Below are 14,021 nucleotides of genomic sequence, written 5' to 3'. Positions count from 1 at the left end.
GCGGTGATCACATATCTGGGTCGCCGGAGAAGGATGGTCGGTATGGCCCAGATCGCCCCCCCGGTCGCCCACCGAGTCCCGGCCCACCCGGCCCCGCGCGGTGAGCGGCGACGGCCGGCCGCAACACCGCGGCGCCGGGTGTTCACGGTACCCCCGGTGTGGCGCGAGCTGCTGCTGATCGTCCTCTTCTACACCGGCTACTCGCTGACGCGCATCGTGCTGGTCCAGGACGGCACCGCGTCCGCGTTCGCCCACGCGGACCAGATCCTGCGGTTCGAGGGGGCGCTGGGCCTGGACGTCGAGCTGTCGCTCAACCGGGCGCTGCTGGATCTTCCGTGGCTGGCGAAGGCGGCGAACGTCTTCTACGCGACGATGCACTTCGCGGTGACGCTCGGCATGGTGGTGTGGCTGTACCTGCGCCGGCCGCAGGACTACCGGTGGCTCCGGACGTCCCTGATGATCGCGACCGGGGTGGCGGTGCTCGGCTTCTGGCTGTACCCGCTGGCGCCGCCGCGGTTCCTGCACGAGGAGGGGTTCGTCGACCCGGTGACGGCGCTGCAGTCGTTCGGCCTGTACGCGAGCGACGCGTCGGCGACGATGACGAACCAGTACGCGGCGATGCCGTCGATGCACGCGGGCTGGGCGCTGTGGTGCGGATTCATCGTGGTGCGGCTGGCGGGGCGGCGGTGGCTGAAGGCGCTGGGCGTGCTGTACCCGGTGACGACCACGCTGGTGATCCTGGCTACGGCGAACCACTACGTGCTGGACGCGGTCGCGGGGTTCGCGGTGGTCGCGGGGGCGCTGGCGCTGTCGTGGCTGCTGTACGCGCGGACCCCGCGGCGCCTGCTGGACGCGCGGGACCGGCTGTTCGGGCGGTCCGCGCCCGCCGTGCCCGCACCGGCGCCGCGGCCCGCCGCCGACGACCGTCCGGAACGGGTGGGCGCCGGTCAGTCGGCGTAGCCGTAGAAGACCCGCTCGACGACGGCGCGGGCGCGGCGGGTGCAGCGGCGGTGGTCCTCCAGCAGGTCCCCGGCGGTGGCGTGGCCGAGGACGCGGGCGACGGCGCTGCGGTCGCTGCGGTTGTCGGTGGGCAGCAGGTCGGACGCCCGGCCGCGGACGAGCATGACGGCGCCGCGGATGCGGGTCGCGAGCGTCCAGGCGGCGGCGAGCACCTCGGCGTCGGCGGGGTCGAGCAGGCCCGCGCCGGCGGCGGCGTCGAGCGCGGCGAGGGTGCGGGTGGTGCGCAGTTCGGGGACCTCGTGGGCGTGCTGGAGCTGGATGAGCTGGGCGACCCACTCGACGTCGGACAGGCCGCCGGGGCCGAGCTTGACGTGCAGGCGCGGGTCGGTGCCGCGCGGGAGCCGCTCGGACTCCATGCGGGCCTTCAGGCGGCGGATCTGCCGGACGGCGTCGTCGGCGATGCCGCCGGGCGGGCGGCGGATCGGGTCGATGAGGTCGCGGAACCGTTCGCGCAGCCCGGGGTCGCCGATGATCGGGTCGGCGCGCAGCAGCGCCTGCGTCTCCCACGGCTCGGACCAGCGGGCGTAGTAGGCGGCGTAGGACGCGAGGGTGCGGACGAGCGGGCCGCGGCGGCCCTCGGGCCGCAGGTCGGGGTCGATGGCCAGCGGCGGGTCGGGGGCGGGCAGCGACAGCAGCCGGCGCAGTTCCTCGGCGACGGCGCGGGCGGCGCGGTCGGCGGCGCGTTCGTCGGCGCCGGGGAGCGGGTCGTGGACGAACATGACGTCGGCGTCGCTGCCGTAGCCGAGTTCGCGCCCGCCGAAGCGGCCCATCGCGACGACCGCCATGCGGGTGGGGAGCGGCGCGCCGGTGCGGGCCTCGACCGCGTCGGTGGCCGCGCGCCGCGCGGCCTCGACGGTGACGGCGGCGATGTCGGTGAGCGCCTCCCCGACGGCGGTGACGTCGGCGAGGCCGAGCAGGTCGGCGACGGCGGCGCGGAACAGCTCGCGGCGGCGCAGGCCCCGCACGACGGTGACGGCGTCCTCGGCGGCGGCGGTGGCGACGTCGGCGCCGGTGGACGGGGCGTGCCTGCGGACGGCCGCGAGCGCCTCGGCGCGCAGCGCGTCGTGCGGGCGGGGCGCCAGTTCGGCGTCGCCGGCGAGCATCGCGACGGCCTCGGGGGCGCGCAGCAGCAGGTCGGTGGCGTAGCGGCTGGCGCCGAGCACCCACGCCATCCGCTCGGCGACGGTGATGTCGTCGCGGAGCAGCCGCAGGTACCAGGGGGTGGTGCCGAGGGCGTCGCTGACCTGCCGGAAGCCCAGCAGGCCGGCGTCCGGGTCGGGGGCGTCGGCGAACCAGCCGAGCATGACCGGCAGCAGGGTGCGCTGGATGGCGGCGCGGCGCGACACCCCGGCGGTGAGGGCCTCGATGTGCCGCAGGGCCCCGGCGGGGTCGTTGTAGCCGAGGGCCTCGAGGCGGGTGCGGGCGGCCTCGGGGGTGAGCCGCGCCTCCTCCTCGGGGAGCCGCGCGACGGCCCGCAGCAGCGGCGCGTAGAACAGCTTCTCGTGCAGCCGGCGGACCTCGCGGGCGTGCCGCCGCCACAGCGCGGTGAACTCGCCGACCGGGTCGGCGCGCAGGCCGAGGGCGCGGCCGAGGCGGCGCAGCTCGTCCTCGCCGTCGGGGACGAGGTGGGTGCGGCGCAGCCGGTGCAGCTGCAGGAGGTGCTCGACGCGGCGCAGGAACCGGTAGGCGGACGTGAGGGCCGCGGCGTCCTCGCGTCCGACGTAGCCGCCGCGCGACAGGTCGCCGAGCGCCTCGAGGGTGGTGGGGCTGCGGAGCGTGTCGTCGGTGCGGCCGTGGACGAGCTGGAGGAGCTGCACGGCGAACTCGACGTCGCGCAGGCCGCCGGGGCCGAGCTTGAGCTGCCGTTCGGCCTCGGCGGTGCGCCGGTTGAGGTCGGCCTCGACGCGGCGCCGCATGGCCTGGACGTCCTCGACGAAGCCCTCGCCTTCGGCGGCGGCCCACACGATGGGTGCGACGGCGTCGACGTAGCGGGCGCCGAGGTCGGCGTCGCCGGCGACGGGCCGGGCCTTCAGCAGCGCCTGGAACTCCCAGGTCTTCGCCCAGCGCTCGTAGTAGGCGCGGTGGCTGGCGAGGGTCCGGACGAGCGGGCCGGCCTTGCCCTCGGGGCGCAGCGCGGCGTCGACCTCCCAGAGGGAGCCCTCCTCGGTGCTGGCCGAGCAGGCCCGCATGGTGGCGGCGGCGAGGCGCGTCGCGGCGCGCAGCGCGGCGTCCTCGGGGGCGCCGTCGCGGGCTTCGGCGACGAACACGACGTCGACGTCGCTGACGTAGTTCAGCTCGCGGCCGCCGCACTTGCCCATGCCGATGACGGCGAGGCGGCAGGACGGGTGCTCGGGGACCTCGGCACGGGCGACCGCCAGGCCCGCCTCGAGCGCGGCGGCGGCGAGGTCGGCGAGCTCGGCGGCGACTCGGGCGACGTCGGCGGCGCCGACGAGGTCGCGCCCGGCGAGGTCGAGCAGGCGGCGGCGGTACGCGACGCGCAGCGCGGCGAGCACGCCGGCCCCCGCGGACGCGGCGACGGGCTCGGCGTCGCCGGGGCGGGCGCCGACGGCGGCGAGCAGTTCGGCGCGGACGTCGCCGAAGCCGGCGTGGTGGTCGCGCAGGACGTGCCAGTGCGCCGGGTGCCGGACGAGGTGGTCGCCGAGCGCGGCGCTGGCGCCGAGGACGGCGGTCAGCCGGTCGCGGAGGCCGTCCTCCTCGGCGAGGGCGGCGCGCAGCTCGGCGCCCTCGCCGTGCTCGTCGGCGGCGGCGAGCAGCCGGAGCAGCCCGCCGAGGGCGAGGTCGGGGTCGGCGGTGCCGCCGAGGACGCCGAGCAGCGCCTCCAGGAGCGGGCCGTCGAGCCGGACGCCGTCCGCCGCCTCGGCCTCGCGGACGAGCCGCTGCGCCCGTCCCGCGTCGGTGAAGCCGAGCCGCGCCAGGCGTCCGGCGAGGGACGGGCGGCGGTCGCGGCTCCTGGGCTCGGTGGTCCTGGGCTCGGTCACCCCTCAACCGTAATGCGCCGCGCCCCGGCCCGGGGTCACAGGACGGCCAGCAGCCGCCTGCGCTCGAACTCGGTGACCTCGCGGCGGTACTCCTCCCATTCCTGCCGCTTGTTGCGCAGGAAGAAGTCGAAGACGTGCTCGCCGAGGACGTCGGCCATCAGCTCGCTGCGCTCCATGGCGTGGATGGCCTCGTCGAGGTTCTGCGGGAGCGGCTCGATGCCGAGGGCGCGCCGCTCGGCGGGGGTGAGCGCCCACACGTCGTCCTCGGCGCCCGCCGGGAGCTCGTAGCCCTCCTCGATGCCCTTGAGCCCGGCGCCGAGGATCGCGGCGAACGCGAGGTACGGGTTGGCTGCCGTGTCGAGGGACCGGAACTCGATCCGGGTGGAGTGGCCCTTGTGCGGCTTGTACATCGGGACGCGGACGAGCGCGGAGCGGTTGTTGTGGCCCCAGCAGATGTACGACGGGGCCTCTCCCCCGGCGCCCGCGGCGGATCCGACGTTGCCCCACAGCCGCTTGTAGGAGTTGACCCACTGGTTGCAGACGGCCGTGATCTCGGCGGAGTGCCGCAGGACGCCCGCGATGAACGCGCGCCCGACCTTCGACAGCTTGTACTCGGCGCCCGGCTCGTAGAAGGCGTTGCGGTCGCCCTCGAACAGCGACATGTGGGTGTGCATGCCGGAGCCGGGGTGCTCGGTGAACGGCTTCGGCATGAAGGACGCGTGCACGCCCTGCTCGAGCGCGACCTCCTTCATGACCAGCCGGAACGTCATGATGTTGTCGGCGGTGGTGAGCGCGTCGGCGTAGCGCAGGTCGATCTCCTGCTGGCCGGGGGCGCCCTCGTGGTGGCTGTACTCGACGGAGATGCCCATCGACTCCAGCATCATGATCGCGTTGCGCCGGAAGTCGTGCGCGGCGCTGTGCGGGGTGTGGTCGAAGTAGCCGCCGGAGTCGGCGGGCTCGGGCTCGCTGCCGTCCTCCGGCTTGGTGTTCAGCAGGAAGAACTCGATCTCGGGGTGGGTGTAGAACGTGAACCCGAGGTCGGCGGCGCGGGCGAGCGAGCGCTTGAGGACGTACCGGGGATCGGCGAAGCTCGGCGACCCGTCCGGCATGAGGATGTCGCAGAACATCCGGCCGACGCCGGGCGACTCCGAGCGCCACGGCAGGACCTGGAACGTGGACGGGTCGGGCTTGGCGATCATGTCGGCCTCGTAGACGCGGGCGAAGCCCTCGATCGCCGAGCCGTCGAAACCGATGCCCTCGCCGAAGGCGCCCTCCAGTTCGGCGGGCGCGACGGCCACCGACTTCAGGAACCCGAGCACGTCGGTGAACCACAGCCGGATGAACCGGATGTCGCGCTCCTCCAGCGTGCGGAGCACGAACTCCTGCTGACGGTCCAAAGCCTTCTCCCTCGGTGCCTTGCTCCGCCGGCCCGCCCGGAGCGACGGGTCCGGCCACTGTGCAGTATGCCCGGCCGCTGTTACCACGACGTTACGCGTTCGGCGTCGTTCTCGTGGCCGCCGGGTGGCGTGTTCGCTCTCGGCCGTCGTCCGAAGGTATCGGACCTTTACCCCATACCGCCCGCCCATCCCGGCCCCGAGCAGCCGTTTCCCGAATCTTGACGTGCCGATCGGGCCTCCGCCGGGAACTGATCATTAACGTGAACCGCGTCGTGGACATCTCTCTTCTTCTCTCGACGGCCGACGGGGCCGCCGCGCTGGCGGCGCCCGCGGCCATGCACCCGGAGTCGTGGCGGCTGTGCGCGCAGGTGGAGACCTGGGCGCGCGGCCGCGGCCTGGTGCTCGGAGATCCGGACACCTCGCCGCTCGGCCGGGCCCGCTGCGAGCGGCTGGCCGCGCGCGTCTTCCCGGCCGCCGACCTCGCCGCCGTGGACCTGTTCGCCCGCTGGCTGACCTGGACGCTCGCGCTGGACGACATGCTCGACCACGCGCCGCTCGCCGACAGCGGCAGCGCCGTGCACGCGCTGTACGACGACCTGCTGCGCGCGACCCGCCGCGGGCACGCCCGTCCGGGGGCGCGGCCGCTGGAGGCGACCCTGGTGGAGCTGTGGCACGCCACGTCCAAGGGCATGAGCCGCGACTGGCGCCGCCGCTTCATGCTCCATCTGGAGGCGCACCGGGACGCCTGCGCGGAGGAGGCCGTGAACCGCCGCATCGGGCACGTGCCGGCGCCGCGCGAGTTCGCGCCGCTGCGCCGCCGCGCGTGCGGGCCGTTCCTGTACGACCTGATCGAGCCGGTCCTCGGCGTCGAGCTGCCCGCGCGGCTGCTGCGGACGCCCCGCTGGAAAGCGCTCGCGCACGCCGTCGCCGACGCCGTCGCATGGTCCAACGACCTCGCCTCGCACGATCTCGAGGCCGCGCGCGGCGACGTCCACGACCTGCCGGCGGTGCTCGCCCGGGCCGAGGGGACGGCGCCCGCGCAGGCCGGGCCGGCCGTGGCGGCGCGCGTCGCCGAGCGGATCGAGGACGCCCGGGAGGCCGCGCGGCGGCTGCCGGACATGCTCGACCGGCTGGAGCTGACCGTCGCGCAGCGCGCGGCGGCGGCCCAGGTCGTCCGGGTGCTGCTGGACACGCCGCGGGCGCACGTCGACTGGCTCGTCGAGTCCGGGCGGTACGAGGCGGGCGCGGCCGTCCCGGCGCCGCGGCTGGACGCGCTGGCGTCGCTGCGCTGACCCGGGCGGGGTCAGCGGGGCGCCGTGCCCGGCGCGGCGGCGAGGGCGTCGCCCGCCGCCGTCCGGGAGTACAGCACGCGGCGGCCGAGCCGGTGGCCGGTGACGAGCCCGCAGGCGCGGAGCACGCCGAGGTGCTGGCTGACCGCCGCGGGCGTGACGCCGAGCCGTCCGGCCAGCTCGGTCGTGGACGCCGGGGACGCGAGCGCGAGCAGCAGCCCGGCGCGGCGGCGGCCGAGCAGCGCGGCGAGCGCGGCGGCGGGGCCGTCCGGTCCGGCGGGGCGGCGCGTCTCCCAGAGGGCCGCGACGCCGGTCGGCGGGTAGCTGAGCATCGGCTGGTAGGGCGGGATCATCACCGACACCTCCGGCCACACGAACACGCTCGGGACCAGCAGCAGCCCGCGCCCGTCCAGGCCGCCGCGGAAGTCCCAGCGGCGGTCGATCGTCAGCGTTCCCGCCCGCCAGGCGACCGCCTCGTGCAGGCCGCCGAACACCCCGGCGGCGCCCTGCGCGGCGAGGGCCCGGGTGCGGCGCAGGACGTCGCCCTCCAGCAGGTCGCGGACCCGCGGCCAGTACGGCTCGACGGCCGCCGCCCAGTAGTCCTCGAGCAGATCGGCGACGACCGCGAGGGCGCGTGCGGGACGCGCCGCCATCTCCGCCCGGCCCGGGTCGGGCGGCATGAACCGCAGTTCGGCGGCGACGACCTCCGGCGGGGTGCCCCGGACGATCTCCAGTTCGGCGCCGAGGTCGGGCAGCGGGGTGTCCGGCGGCGGGGTGAGGAAGTCGGGAATGTACCCCCAGGCGGGGACGATCCGCCGCAGCGGCGCGAGGTCCAGGCCGCGCAGGCGGGGCCGGACGGCGTGCACCCACGGCAGGTGGAGGGCGTGCCCGGACGGGTCCGCGAGGACCCGCAGGCTGCGCACCATCTCCCACAGCGGGGAGAACGCGAACCGGACCCGCGCCGCGTCGTCCGGAGCGAACACCAGCTCGACCATTAAGTCCAGACTAAATCAATATCGCTCCCGCGATGGCTCCCCGAGCATCGGTCCGTGACCACCGCGCAACACGCCCCGCTCGGCCCGCCGCCCGGCCGGATCGCCGCGTTCCTCGCCCCCCGGATCGGCGGCTTCCCCCGCACCTTCTGGGTGCTGTGGGCGGGCACGCTGCTCAACCGGCTCGGCACGATGGTCGAGCCGTTCCTCGGCCTGTACCTGACCACCGTGCGGGGCCTGTCGCTGGCGCAGGCGGGCGCGGTGATGGCGCTGCTCGGCGCCGGATCGCTCGCCGGCCAGTTCGTCGGCGGGATCCTCGCCGACCGCGCCGGCCGCCGCGTCACGCTGACGGCCGCGACCGTCGGCACCGGCGCCGCGATGCTCGCCCTCGGCCACGCGCGGGGCCTCCCCGCGCTCGCCGCGTCCGCGCTCGTCCTCGGGCTGCTGCTGGACATGTACCGGCCCGCGTCGCAGGCGATGGTCGCCGACATCGTCTCCCCGGCGGACCGCCCGCGCGCCTTCGGGCTGCTGTTCTGGGCCGTCAACCTCGGCTGGGCCGTCGCGATGGTGCTCGGCGGGACGCTCGCCCGGCAGGGCTTCCTGTGGCTGTTCTGGATCGACGCCCTCACCTGCGCGGCGTTCGGCGTGCTGGTGTGGCGCGCCGTCCCCGAGACGCGGGACCGCGCGGCGCGGGCGTCGTCCGCCCCGGGCGGGTTCGGGCGCGCGCTGCGGGACCGCGTCATGGTCGCCTACGTCGTCATCACGCTGCTGTACACGTTCGTGCTGATGCAGGGCATGACGACCATGCCGCTGGCGATGCGGGAGGACGGCCTCGGCGCGCAGGCGTACGGGCTGGCGATCGCCGCGAACGGGGTGCTGATCGTCGTCGTGCAGCCGCTGGTCAACGCGTGGCTGAGCCGCCGCGACCACAGCCGCGTGCTGGTCGCCGGGTTCGTCCTCGTCGGCACCGGCTACGGGCTGACCTCGCTCGTCTCGTCGCTGCCCGGCTACACCGCGACGATCCTGGTGTGGACGTGCGGCGAGATCATCGCGGCGGCCGTCCTGCAGGCCGTCGTCGCCGACCTCGCCCCCGCCGACCTGCGCGGGCGCTACAACGGCCTGTACGGGATGGCGTGGTCGGGCGGGTTCCTGCTGGCGCCGCTCGGCGGCACCCAGCTGCTCGGCCTCGGCGGGGCGCCCGCGCTGTGGCTGACCTGCCTCGCCCTCGCCCTCGCCGCCGCGGCGGGCCAGCTCGCGCTCGCCCCCGCCGTCCGCCGCCGCCATTTCTCGTCAGATTGACGATACTGATCCCCGGCGTACTACCCTTGGAGGGTGGCACAGCTCCGGATCGCGCTCGCGCAGGTGAACCCGACCGTCGGCGACCTCGACGGCAACGCCGACCTCATCGTGGACTGGACACGGGCGGCCGCCGACGCCGGCGCCCACCTCGTCGCCTTCCCCGAGATGGCGCTCACCGGCTACCCCGTCGAGGACCTCGCGCTGCGGCCGTCCTTCGTCGAGGCGTCCCGGCGCGCCCTCGGCCGCGTCGCGCGCCGCCTCGCCGACGCCGGCATGGGCGGCGTCCCCGTCGTCGTGGGCACGCTCGACCGGCGGGAGGGCGGCCGCCGGCCGCTGAACGCCGTCGCGTGGCTGCACGGCGGCGACGTCCTGATCGTCTCGGCGAAGCACCACCTGCCGAACTACGGCGTGTTCGACGAGTACCGGATCTTCGAGAGCGCCGACACGCTCCCGGTCGTCCGGCTGCACGGCGTCGACGTCGCCACCGTCATCTGCGAGGACCTCTGGCAGGACGGCGGCCCCGTCAGCGTCACCCGCGCCGCGGGCGCCGGGCTCCTCCTCGCCGTCAACGCCTCCCCCTACGAGCGCGACAAGGACGACGTCCGCCTCGACCTGTGCGCCGGGCGCGCGCGCGAAGCGGGCTGCACCCTCGCCTACGTGAACATGGTCGGCGGCCAGGACGAACTGGTCTTCGACGGCGACTCCCTCATCGTCGGCCCGGACGGCTCGCCCATCGCCCGCGCGCCCCAGTTCGTCGACCACCTCCTCATCACCGACCTCGACCTGCCCGAGGCGTCCCCGGACGAGGGCCCCGCCTCCGTCGAGGCGCCCGGCGGCACGACGTTCACCATCGAGCGCCGCACGCTGTCCGCGTCCCCCCTGCCCGCCTACGAGCCCGAACCGCCGACCGTCGCCGAACCCCTGGACGACCTCGCGGAGATCTACGCGGCGCTCGTCGTCGGCACCCGCGACTACGCCCGCAAGAACGGGTTCCGCTCGGTCGTCCTCGGCCTGTCCGGCGGCATCGACTCCGCCCTCGTCGCGACGATCGCGTCCGACGCCGTCGGCCCCGAGAACGTGCACGCCGTCCTGCTGCCCAGCCGCTACTCGTCCGAGGGCTCGGTGTCCGACGCCGAGGACCTCGTCAAGCGGCAGGGCGTGCACTCCCGGATCGTCCCGATCGCCCGGATGGTCGAGGCGTTCGAGGCCGAACTCGACCTGCACGGCCTCGCCGCCGAGAACCTGCAGGCCCGCATCCGCGCGAACGTGTGGATGGGCCTGTCGAACGAGCACGGCCACCTCGTCCTCACCGGCGGCAACAAGAGCGAGCTCGCCACCGGCTACTCCACCCTCTACGGCGACTCCGCCGGCGGGTTCGCGCCGATCAAGGACGTCTTCAAGACCACCGTCTGGGACCTCGCCCGCTGGCGCAACACCGCGCTCGCCGCCGACCTGCCGTTCCTGCACCCCTTCGCGCAGGAGCCCGTCCCCGAGGCGATCATCGTGAAGGAGCCGTCCGCCGAACTGCGCCCCGGCCAGCGCGACCGCGACAGCCTCCCCGAGTACGCCGTCCTCGACCCCGTCCTCGCCGACTACGTCGAGCGCGACATGGGCCGCGACTTCCTCATCGCCGCCGGGCACGACGCCGAGCTCGTCGACCGCGTCGTCCGCCTGGTCGACCTCGCCGAGTACAAGCGCCGCCAGTACCCGCCCGGCCCCAAGATCACCCCGAAGAACTTCGGGCGCGACCGCCGCCTGCCCATCACCAACCGCTGGCGCGAGCGCGGCGACGTCACCCCATGAGCGTCACCCCATGAGCGTCACCCCATGAGCGTCGCTCCGTGACCGTCACTCCGTGAGCGACCGCCGCAGCGCCGTCGCGGCGATCGCGATCGCCGTCGTCCGCGTCGCGTAGGACAGCAGCGCGGGCGCCAGCTCCGCGCCCACCGCGAGGTGCCGGTCGAACTCCAGTACCACCACGTCCGCGCCCACGTCCCGCAGGATCTCCCGCACCTTCCCGACGTCCACCAGCCGCCGGTGCACCGGCGAGCGGACGGTCAGCACCACCAGCGTCCGGGGCACCAGCCCGCGCAGCTCGCCGGAGCCGAGCCAGTCCAGGGCGCGGCCCGCGGCGGCCGCGCCCTCCACCGTCGCCGGGGTCACCAGGATCTGCGCGTGCGCCGCGGCCAGGACGGCCCGGTGCAGCGGCGTGTGGACGCCCGCGCCGCAGTCGGTGACCGTCACGCCGAAGAACCGGCTGAGCGCGAGGCCCGCCGTGGCGTAGACGTCCGCGTCCAGGCCGCCGTCGCCGACCGCGCCGCGCGTCCCCGGCAGCGCCCACAGCCCCTCGCCCGGACGGGCGAGCCCCGGCTCGACCTCCGCGAACGACGCGGTGGCGAGCGAACCGCGCGCCAGATCGGCCAGCGACGGGCCCGGCGGGACGCCCAGCCGCAGCGGCAGCGAGCCGAACTGCGGGTCGGCGTCCAGCGCCAGCACCCGGTCCCGGCGGTGCCGGGCGAGGACCGTGGCCGCGAGCGCCGCGACCGTGCTCTTGCCCGACCCGCCGCGGATTCCCGTCACCGCGATCCGGCGCCCCGTCGTGACGGGCCGCGCCAGCCATGCGCCGTGCTCGGCGAGGGCCCGCACGTCGTCGGCGGCCCGCAGCGGGCGGACGGCGCCGCGCGCCAGCCGCCGCGGCAGCGGATCGCCGTGCACGTCGCGCGCGAGACGCGGATCGGCCACGATGCCCCCCTCAGAACGTCCCGAGCAGGCGCTCGAACGTGCCGAACACGCCGATGGCCACCGGGACGATCGCCACGACGGCGAGCCCCTCCACCACGTTCGCCGCCCGCCGCAGCCGCGCCCGCACGTGCTCCGGCTGCCCGGCCGCCAGCACCACCACCGGCACGGCCAGCACCCCGCCCAGGATCCCGAGCGCCGCCGGCGTGCCCCAGGCCGCACGACCCGCCAGCTCGACCGCCAGCCCCACGGTGATCGCGACGGCCGCGCCCAGCAGCGCCGTCTTCTGCACGACCAGCGGGAAGACCCGCGCGCGCCCGCCGAGCACCACGGCGAGCAGCCCGGCGAGCGCCGCCGTCCAGCCGTCGAACCGCGACAGCGCCCCGAACCCGGCGACGACCGCCGCCACCGCGACCGCGACGGTCGCGATCGTCATCGTGCGGTGCGCGCCGTCGAACGCCTCCAGCACGTCCCCGCGCCGCACCGCGCCGCCCTCGCCCCGCCGGTCGTCCAGCGACGTCAGCCCGGACATCGCGAGCGCCAGCCGCAGCACCACCCCCAGCAGCACGACGCACCCGCCCGCGAGCACGGCCCCCGTGCGCGGCGCGTCCAGCCCGGACGCCGCGCACAGACCGCCCGCGCCCGCCAGCAGCGCGATCACCGCACCGCCCACGACGCCGCCCCGGCCGAGCGGCGACACCGCCCCGAGCAGCACCGCCAGCGCGGCGGCCAGCAGGCCCGCGCCCGTCCAGGCGAGCCAGTCGGGCCGGTCGAGCCGCTCGGCCGCCGTCCACAGCGCCACCGCGCCGGCCGCCCCGCCGCCGAGGACGAGCGCGGTGCCGAGCGGCTCGCGCCCCGCGGGCGCCGCGACGGCCCCGCACACCAGCAGCAGCACGCCCGCCGCCGCGCCCGCGCCCGCCGCCGCCGGACCCGCGACGCCCGCGCGCAGCACCAGGACGATCGCCGCGGCTAGCGCCATGACCGCCGCCGTGGCGGTCCAGCGCACCGCCGCGGGGCCCCACCGCCACAGCCGTCCGTCCAGCGCGTCGCCGACCACCTCGGGCACCTCGTGCACCACCGGGGCCGGCAGCGGCTCGTCGCTGCGCACCAGCCGCAGCACCGCGCCGTCCGGGATCCGCCGATCGGCCAGCGTCGTCCCGGGATCGAGCACCTCCCCGGTCGACGTCGCCAGATGCCGCAGCCGCGGCGGGCTCTGCACCGGGTCGTCGAGCAGCTCCAGGACGTCCGGCAGCAGCGCCCCGATCGGCTCCCGCGCCGGGAGGACCATGTCGACCCGGCGGTGCTCACCGACGAGCGTCACCCGGCTCCACGCGGACATAGGACCCTTTCCACTGCGGTCACCGGGGCACGCCCGTCCCGGTGACGGGATCAAGGTAGCCGGTGCGCACCAGCCACCGGACGGTCGGCAGCGCGGGCGGGCTCGGGAACAGCCCGGCGTTCAGCGTGAACCGTGCCCCGCCGCCCGCCGACAGCGACGCGTCCACCTCGAACGGCCGCGCCACCCGGTACCGGTGGTAGCCCCGCGCCTCCGCGGGCAGCCCCCGGCGCGCGAACGGGGTCCCGAACGGCGACAGCACCGACCCGGACTCGTTCCCGAACGCGTCGACGAGCGTCCCCGCCGGCAGCCGATGCACCACGGACGTCCCGCCCGCCGCGGCGATCGCGTTCCGCACCTCCGCGTCGAGCACCGCACCCTTCCGCGCGCCCTCCTGCTCGGCCTCTGCGTCGAGCGCCCGCACGGGACGTCCGTCCGGGACGACCAGCTCCCCGTACAGCCAGCGGCACGCCTCGTCCTCGGTGGGGAACTCCGCCGCGATCCGGGCGCGGCCGAACTCGACGACGCCCCCGGAGAACCCGTCGGCGTCCCGCGCGACCACGTAGTGCGAACCCGAACCCCCCGGCCGGTCGGGCAGGACGTACAGTCCCGCTGGCACGCCCGCTCCGGTGAGCGCCCGCCGCAGCATCGCGAACGTCACGTTCGCGCCGACCCACTCCGCGGGCACGGGCGCCGTCCCGGGCCCGGGCGCGGCGACCTGCGACTCCGCGGCCTTCCGCTCCTGCTCCTGCAGCCGCGACCGCAGGTACGAGAACCCGACCATCCCCGCGCACAGCACCGCCGCGACGCACAATCCCGCGACGACCTTCATCAGGTTCTCGTCGAACGTCCGGCGGGTCCGTTCGGGGCCGAACAGCAGCGCGTGCCGGAGCCTGCGGCGCCGCACGGCGACCGACTCGAGCAGCTGGGCGTCGTAGTCCCGCACGTCC

The 14,021-nt window shown here is 76.0% G+C and carries 10 protein-coding genes; 4 read left to right on the top strand and 6 right to left on the bottom strand.

All coding sequences use genetic code 11. The features are described 5' to 3' along the window. Window positions 1-156 precede the first annotated feature (156 nt). Window positions 157-960 carry a phosphatase PAP2 family protein gene (locus AB0L25_RS16450; protein WP_500172772.1) on the top strand — a complete coding sequence of 268 codons (804 nt, stop codon included), beginning with the start codon at window positions 157-159 and terminating at the stop codon, window positions 958-960. On the opposite strand, the gene AB0L25_RS16445 is transcribed toward AB0L25_RS16450, so the two are convergent. Both AB0L25_RS16445 and glnA2 read right to left on the bottom strand, forming a co-directional pair. Next, window positions 948-4,019, bottom strand: a complete 3,072-nt coding sequence (locus AB0L25_RS16445) for a bifunctional [glutamine synthetase] adenylyltransferase/[glutamine synthetase]-adenylyl-L-tyrosine phosphorylase (protein ID WP_500172770.1) — start codon at window positions 4,017-4,019, stop codon at window positions 948-950. The two genes, AB0L25_RS16450 and AB0L25_RS16445, sit on opposite strands and share 13 nt — an antisense overlap. Window positions 4,020-4,054: 35 nt before the next feature. Further along, complete coding sequence (gene glnA2 / locus AB0L25_RS16440) at window positions 4,055-5,416, bottom strand: gamma-glutamylpolyamine synthetase GlnA2 (protein WP_500172768.1); 1,362 nt, start codon at window positions 5,414-5,416, stop codon at window positions 4,055-4,057. Between the two features lie 272 nt (window positions 5,417-5,688). Between glnA2 and AB0L25_RS16435 the strand changes: the two genes are divergently transcribed. Further along, complete coding sequence (locus AB0L25_RS16435; RefSeq protein ID WP_500172766.1) at window positions 5,689-6,708, top strand: terpene synthase family protein; 1,020 nt, start codon at window positions 5,689-5,691, stop codon at window positions 6,706-6,708. A gap of 11 nt (window positions 6,709-6,719) precedes the next feature. Here the strand turns inward: AB0L25_RS16435 and AB0L25_RS16430 are convergent, their stop codons facing one another. Continuing rightward, window positions 6,720-7,700, bottom strand: coding sequence for an ArsR/SmtB family transcription factor (locus AB0L25_RS16430; protein ID WP_500172764.1), 981 nt, complete (start codon window positions 7,698-7,700; stop codon window positions 6,720-6,722). A 54-nt stretch (window positions 7,701-7,754) separates the two neighbouring features. Between AB0L25_RS16430 and AB0L25_RS16425 the strand changes: the two genes are divergently transcribed. Further along, on the top strand, window positions 7,755-8,996 hold the full coding sequence (locus AB0L25_RS16425) for an MDR family MFS transporter (protein WP_500172762.1): 1,242 nt from the start codon (window positions 7,755-7,757) through the stop codon (window positions 8,994-8,996). Window positions 8,997-9,029: 33 nt separating this feature from the next. Then, window positions 9,030-10,799, top strand: a complete 1,770-nt coding sequence (locus AB0L25_RS16420; protein ID WP_500172760.1) for an NAD+ synthase — start codon at window positions 9,030-9,032, stop codon at window positions 10,797-10,799. A 45-nt stretch (window positions 10,800-10,844) separates the two neighbouring features. Here the strand turns inward: AB0L25_RS16420 and AB0L25_RS16415 are convergent, their stop codons facing one another. From AB0L25_RS16415 to AB0L25_RS16405, 3 genes are read right to left on the bottom strand one after another with little or no spacing between them, the layout of a single operon-like run. Beyond that, window positions 10,845-11,738, bottom strand: coding sequence for a MinD/ParA family ATP-binding protein (locus AB0L25_RS16415; protein WP_500172758.1), 894 nt, complete (start codon window positions 11,736-11,738; stop codon window positions 10,845-10,847). 10 nt (window positions 11,739-11,748) lie between these two features. After that, window positions 11,749-13,074: a type VII secretion integral membrane protein EccD gene (gene eccD, locus AB0L25_RS16410; RefSeq protein WP_500172756.1), complete on the bottom strand. Its 1,326-nt coding sequence runs from the start codon at window positions 13,072-13,074 to the stop codon at window positions 11,749-11,751. Between the two features lie 19 nt (window positions 13,075-13,093). Next, window positions 13,094-14,017: a TNT domain-containing protein gene (locus AB0L25_RS16405; protein ID WP_500172754.1), complete on the bottom strand. Its 924-nt coding sequence runs from the start codon at window positions 14,015-14,017 to the stop codon at window positions 13,094-13,096. Window positions 14,018-14,021: the final 4 nt, after the last annotated feature.

The organism is Spirillospora sp. NPDC052242 (genome assembly GCF_040679555.1).
Classification (GTDB): domain Bacteria; phylum Actinomycetota; class Actinomycetes; order Streptosporangiales; family Streptosporangiaceae; genus Spirillospora.
Note: the sequence above shows the minus strand (reverse complement) of the source record. Positions and strands in the feature narration are given on the sequence as shown.

Coding starts and splice junctions, on each gene's coding strand:
- eccD (WP_500172756.1), bottom strand. CDS start 13,074: ATGTCCGCGTGGAGCCGGGTGACGCTCGTCGGTGAGCACCGCCGGGTC.
- AB0L25_RS16430 (WP_500172764.1), bottom strand. CDS start 7,700: ATGGTCGAGCTGGTGTTCGCTCCGGACGACGCGGCGCGGGTCCGGTTC.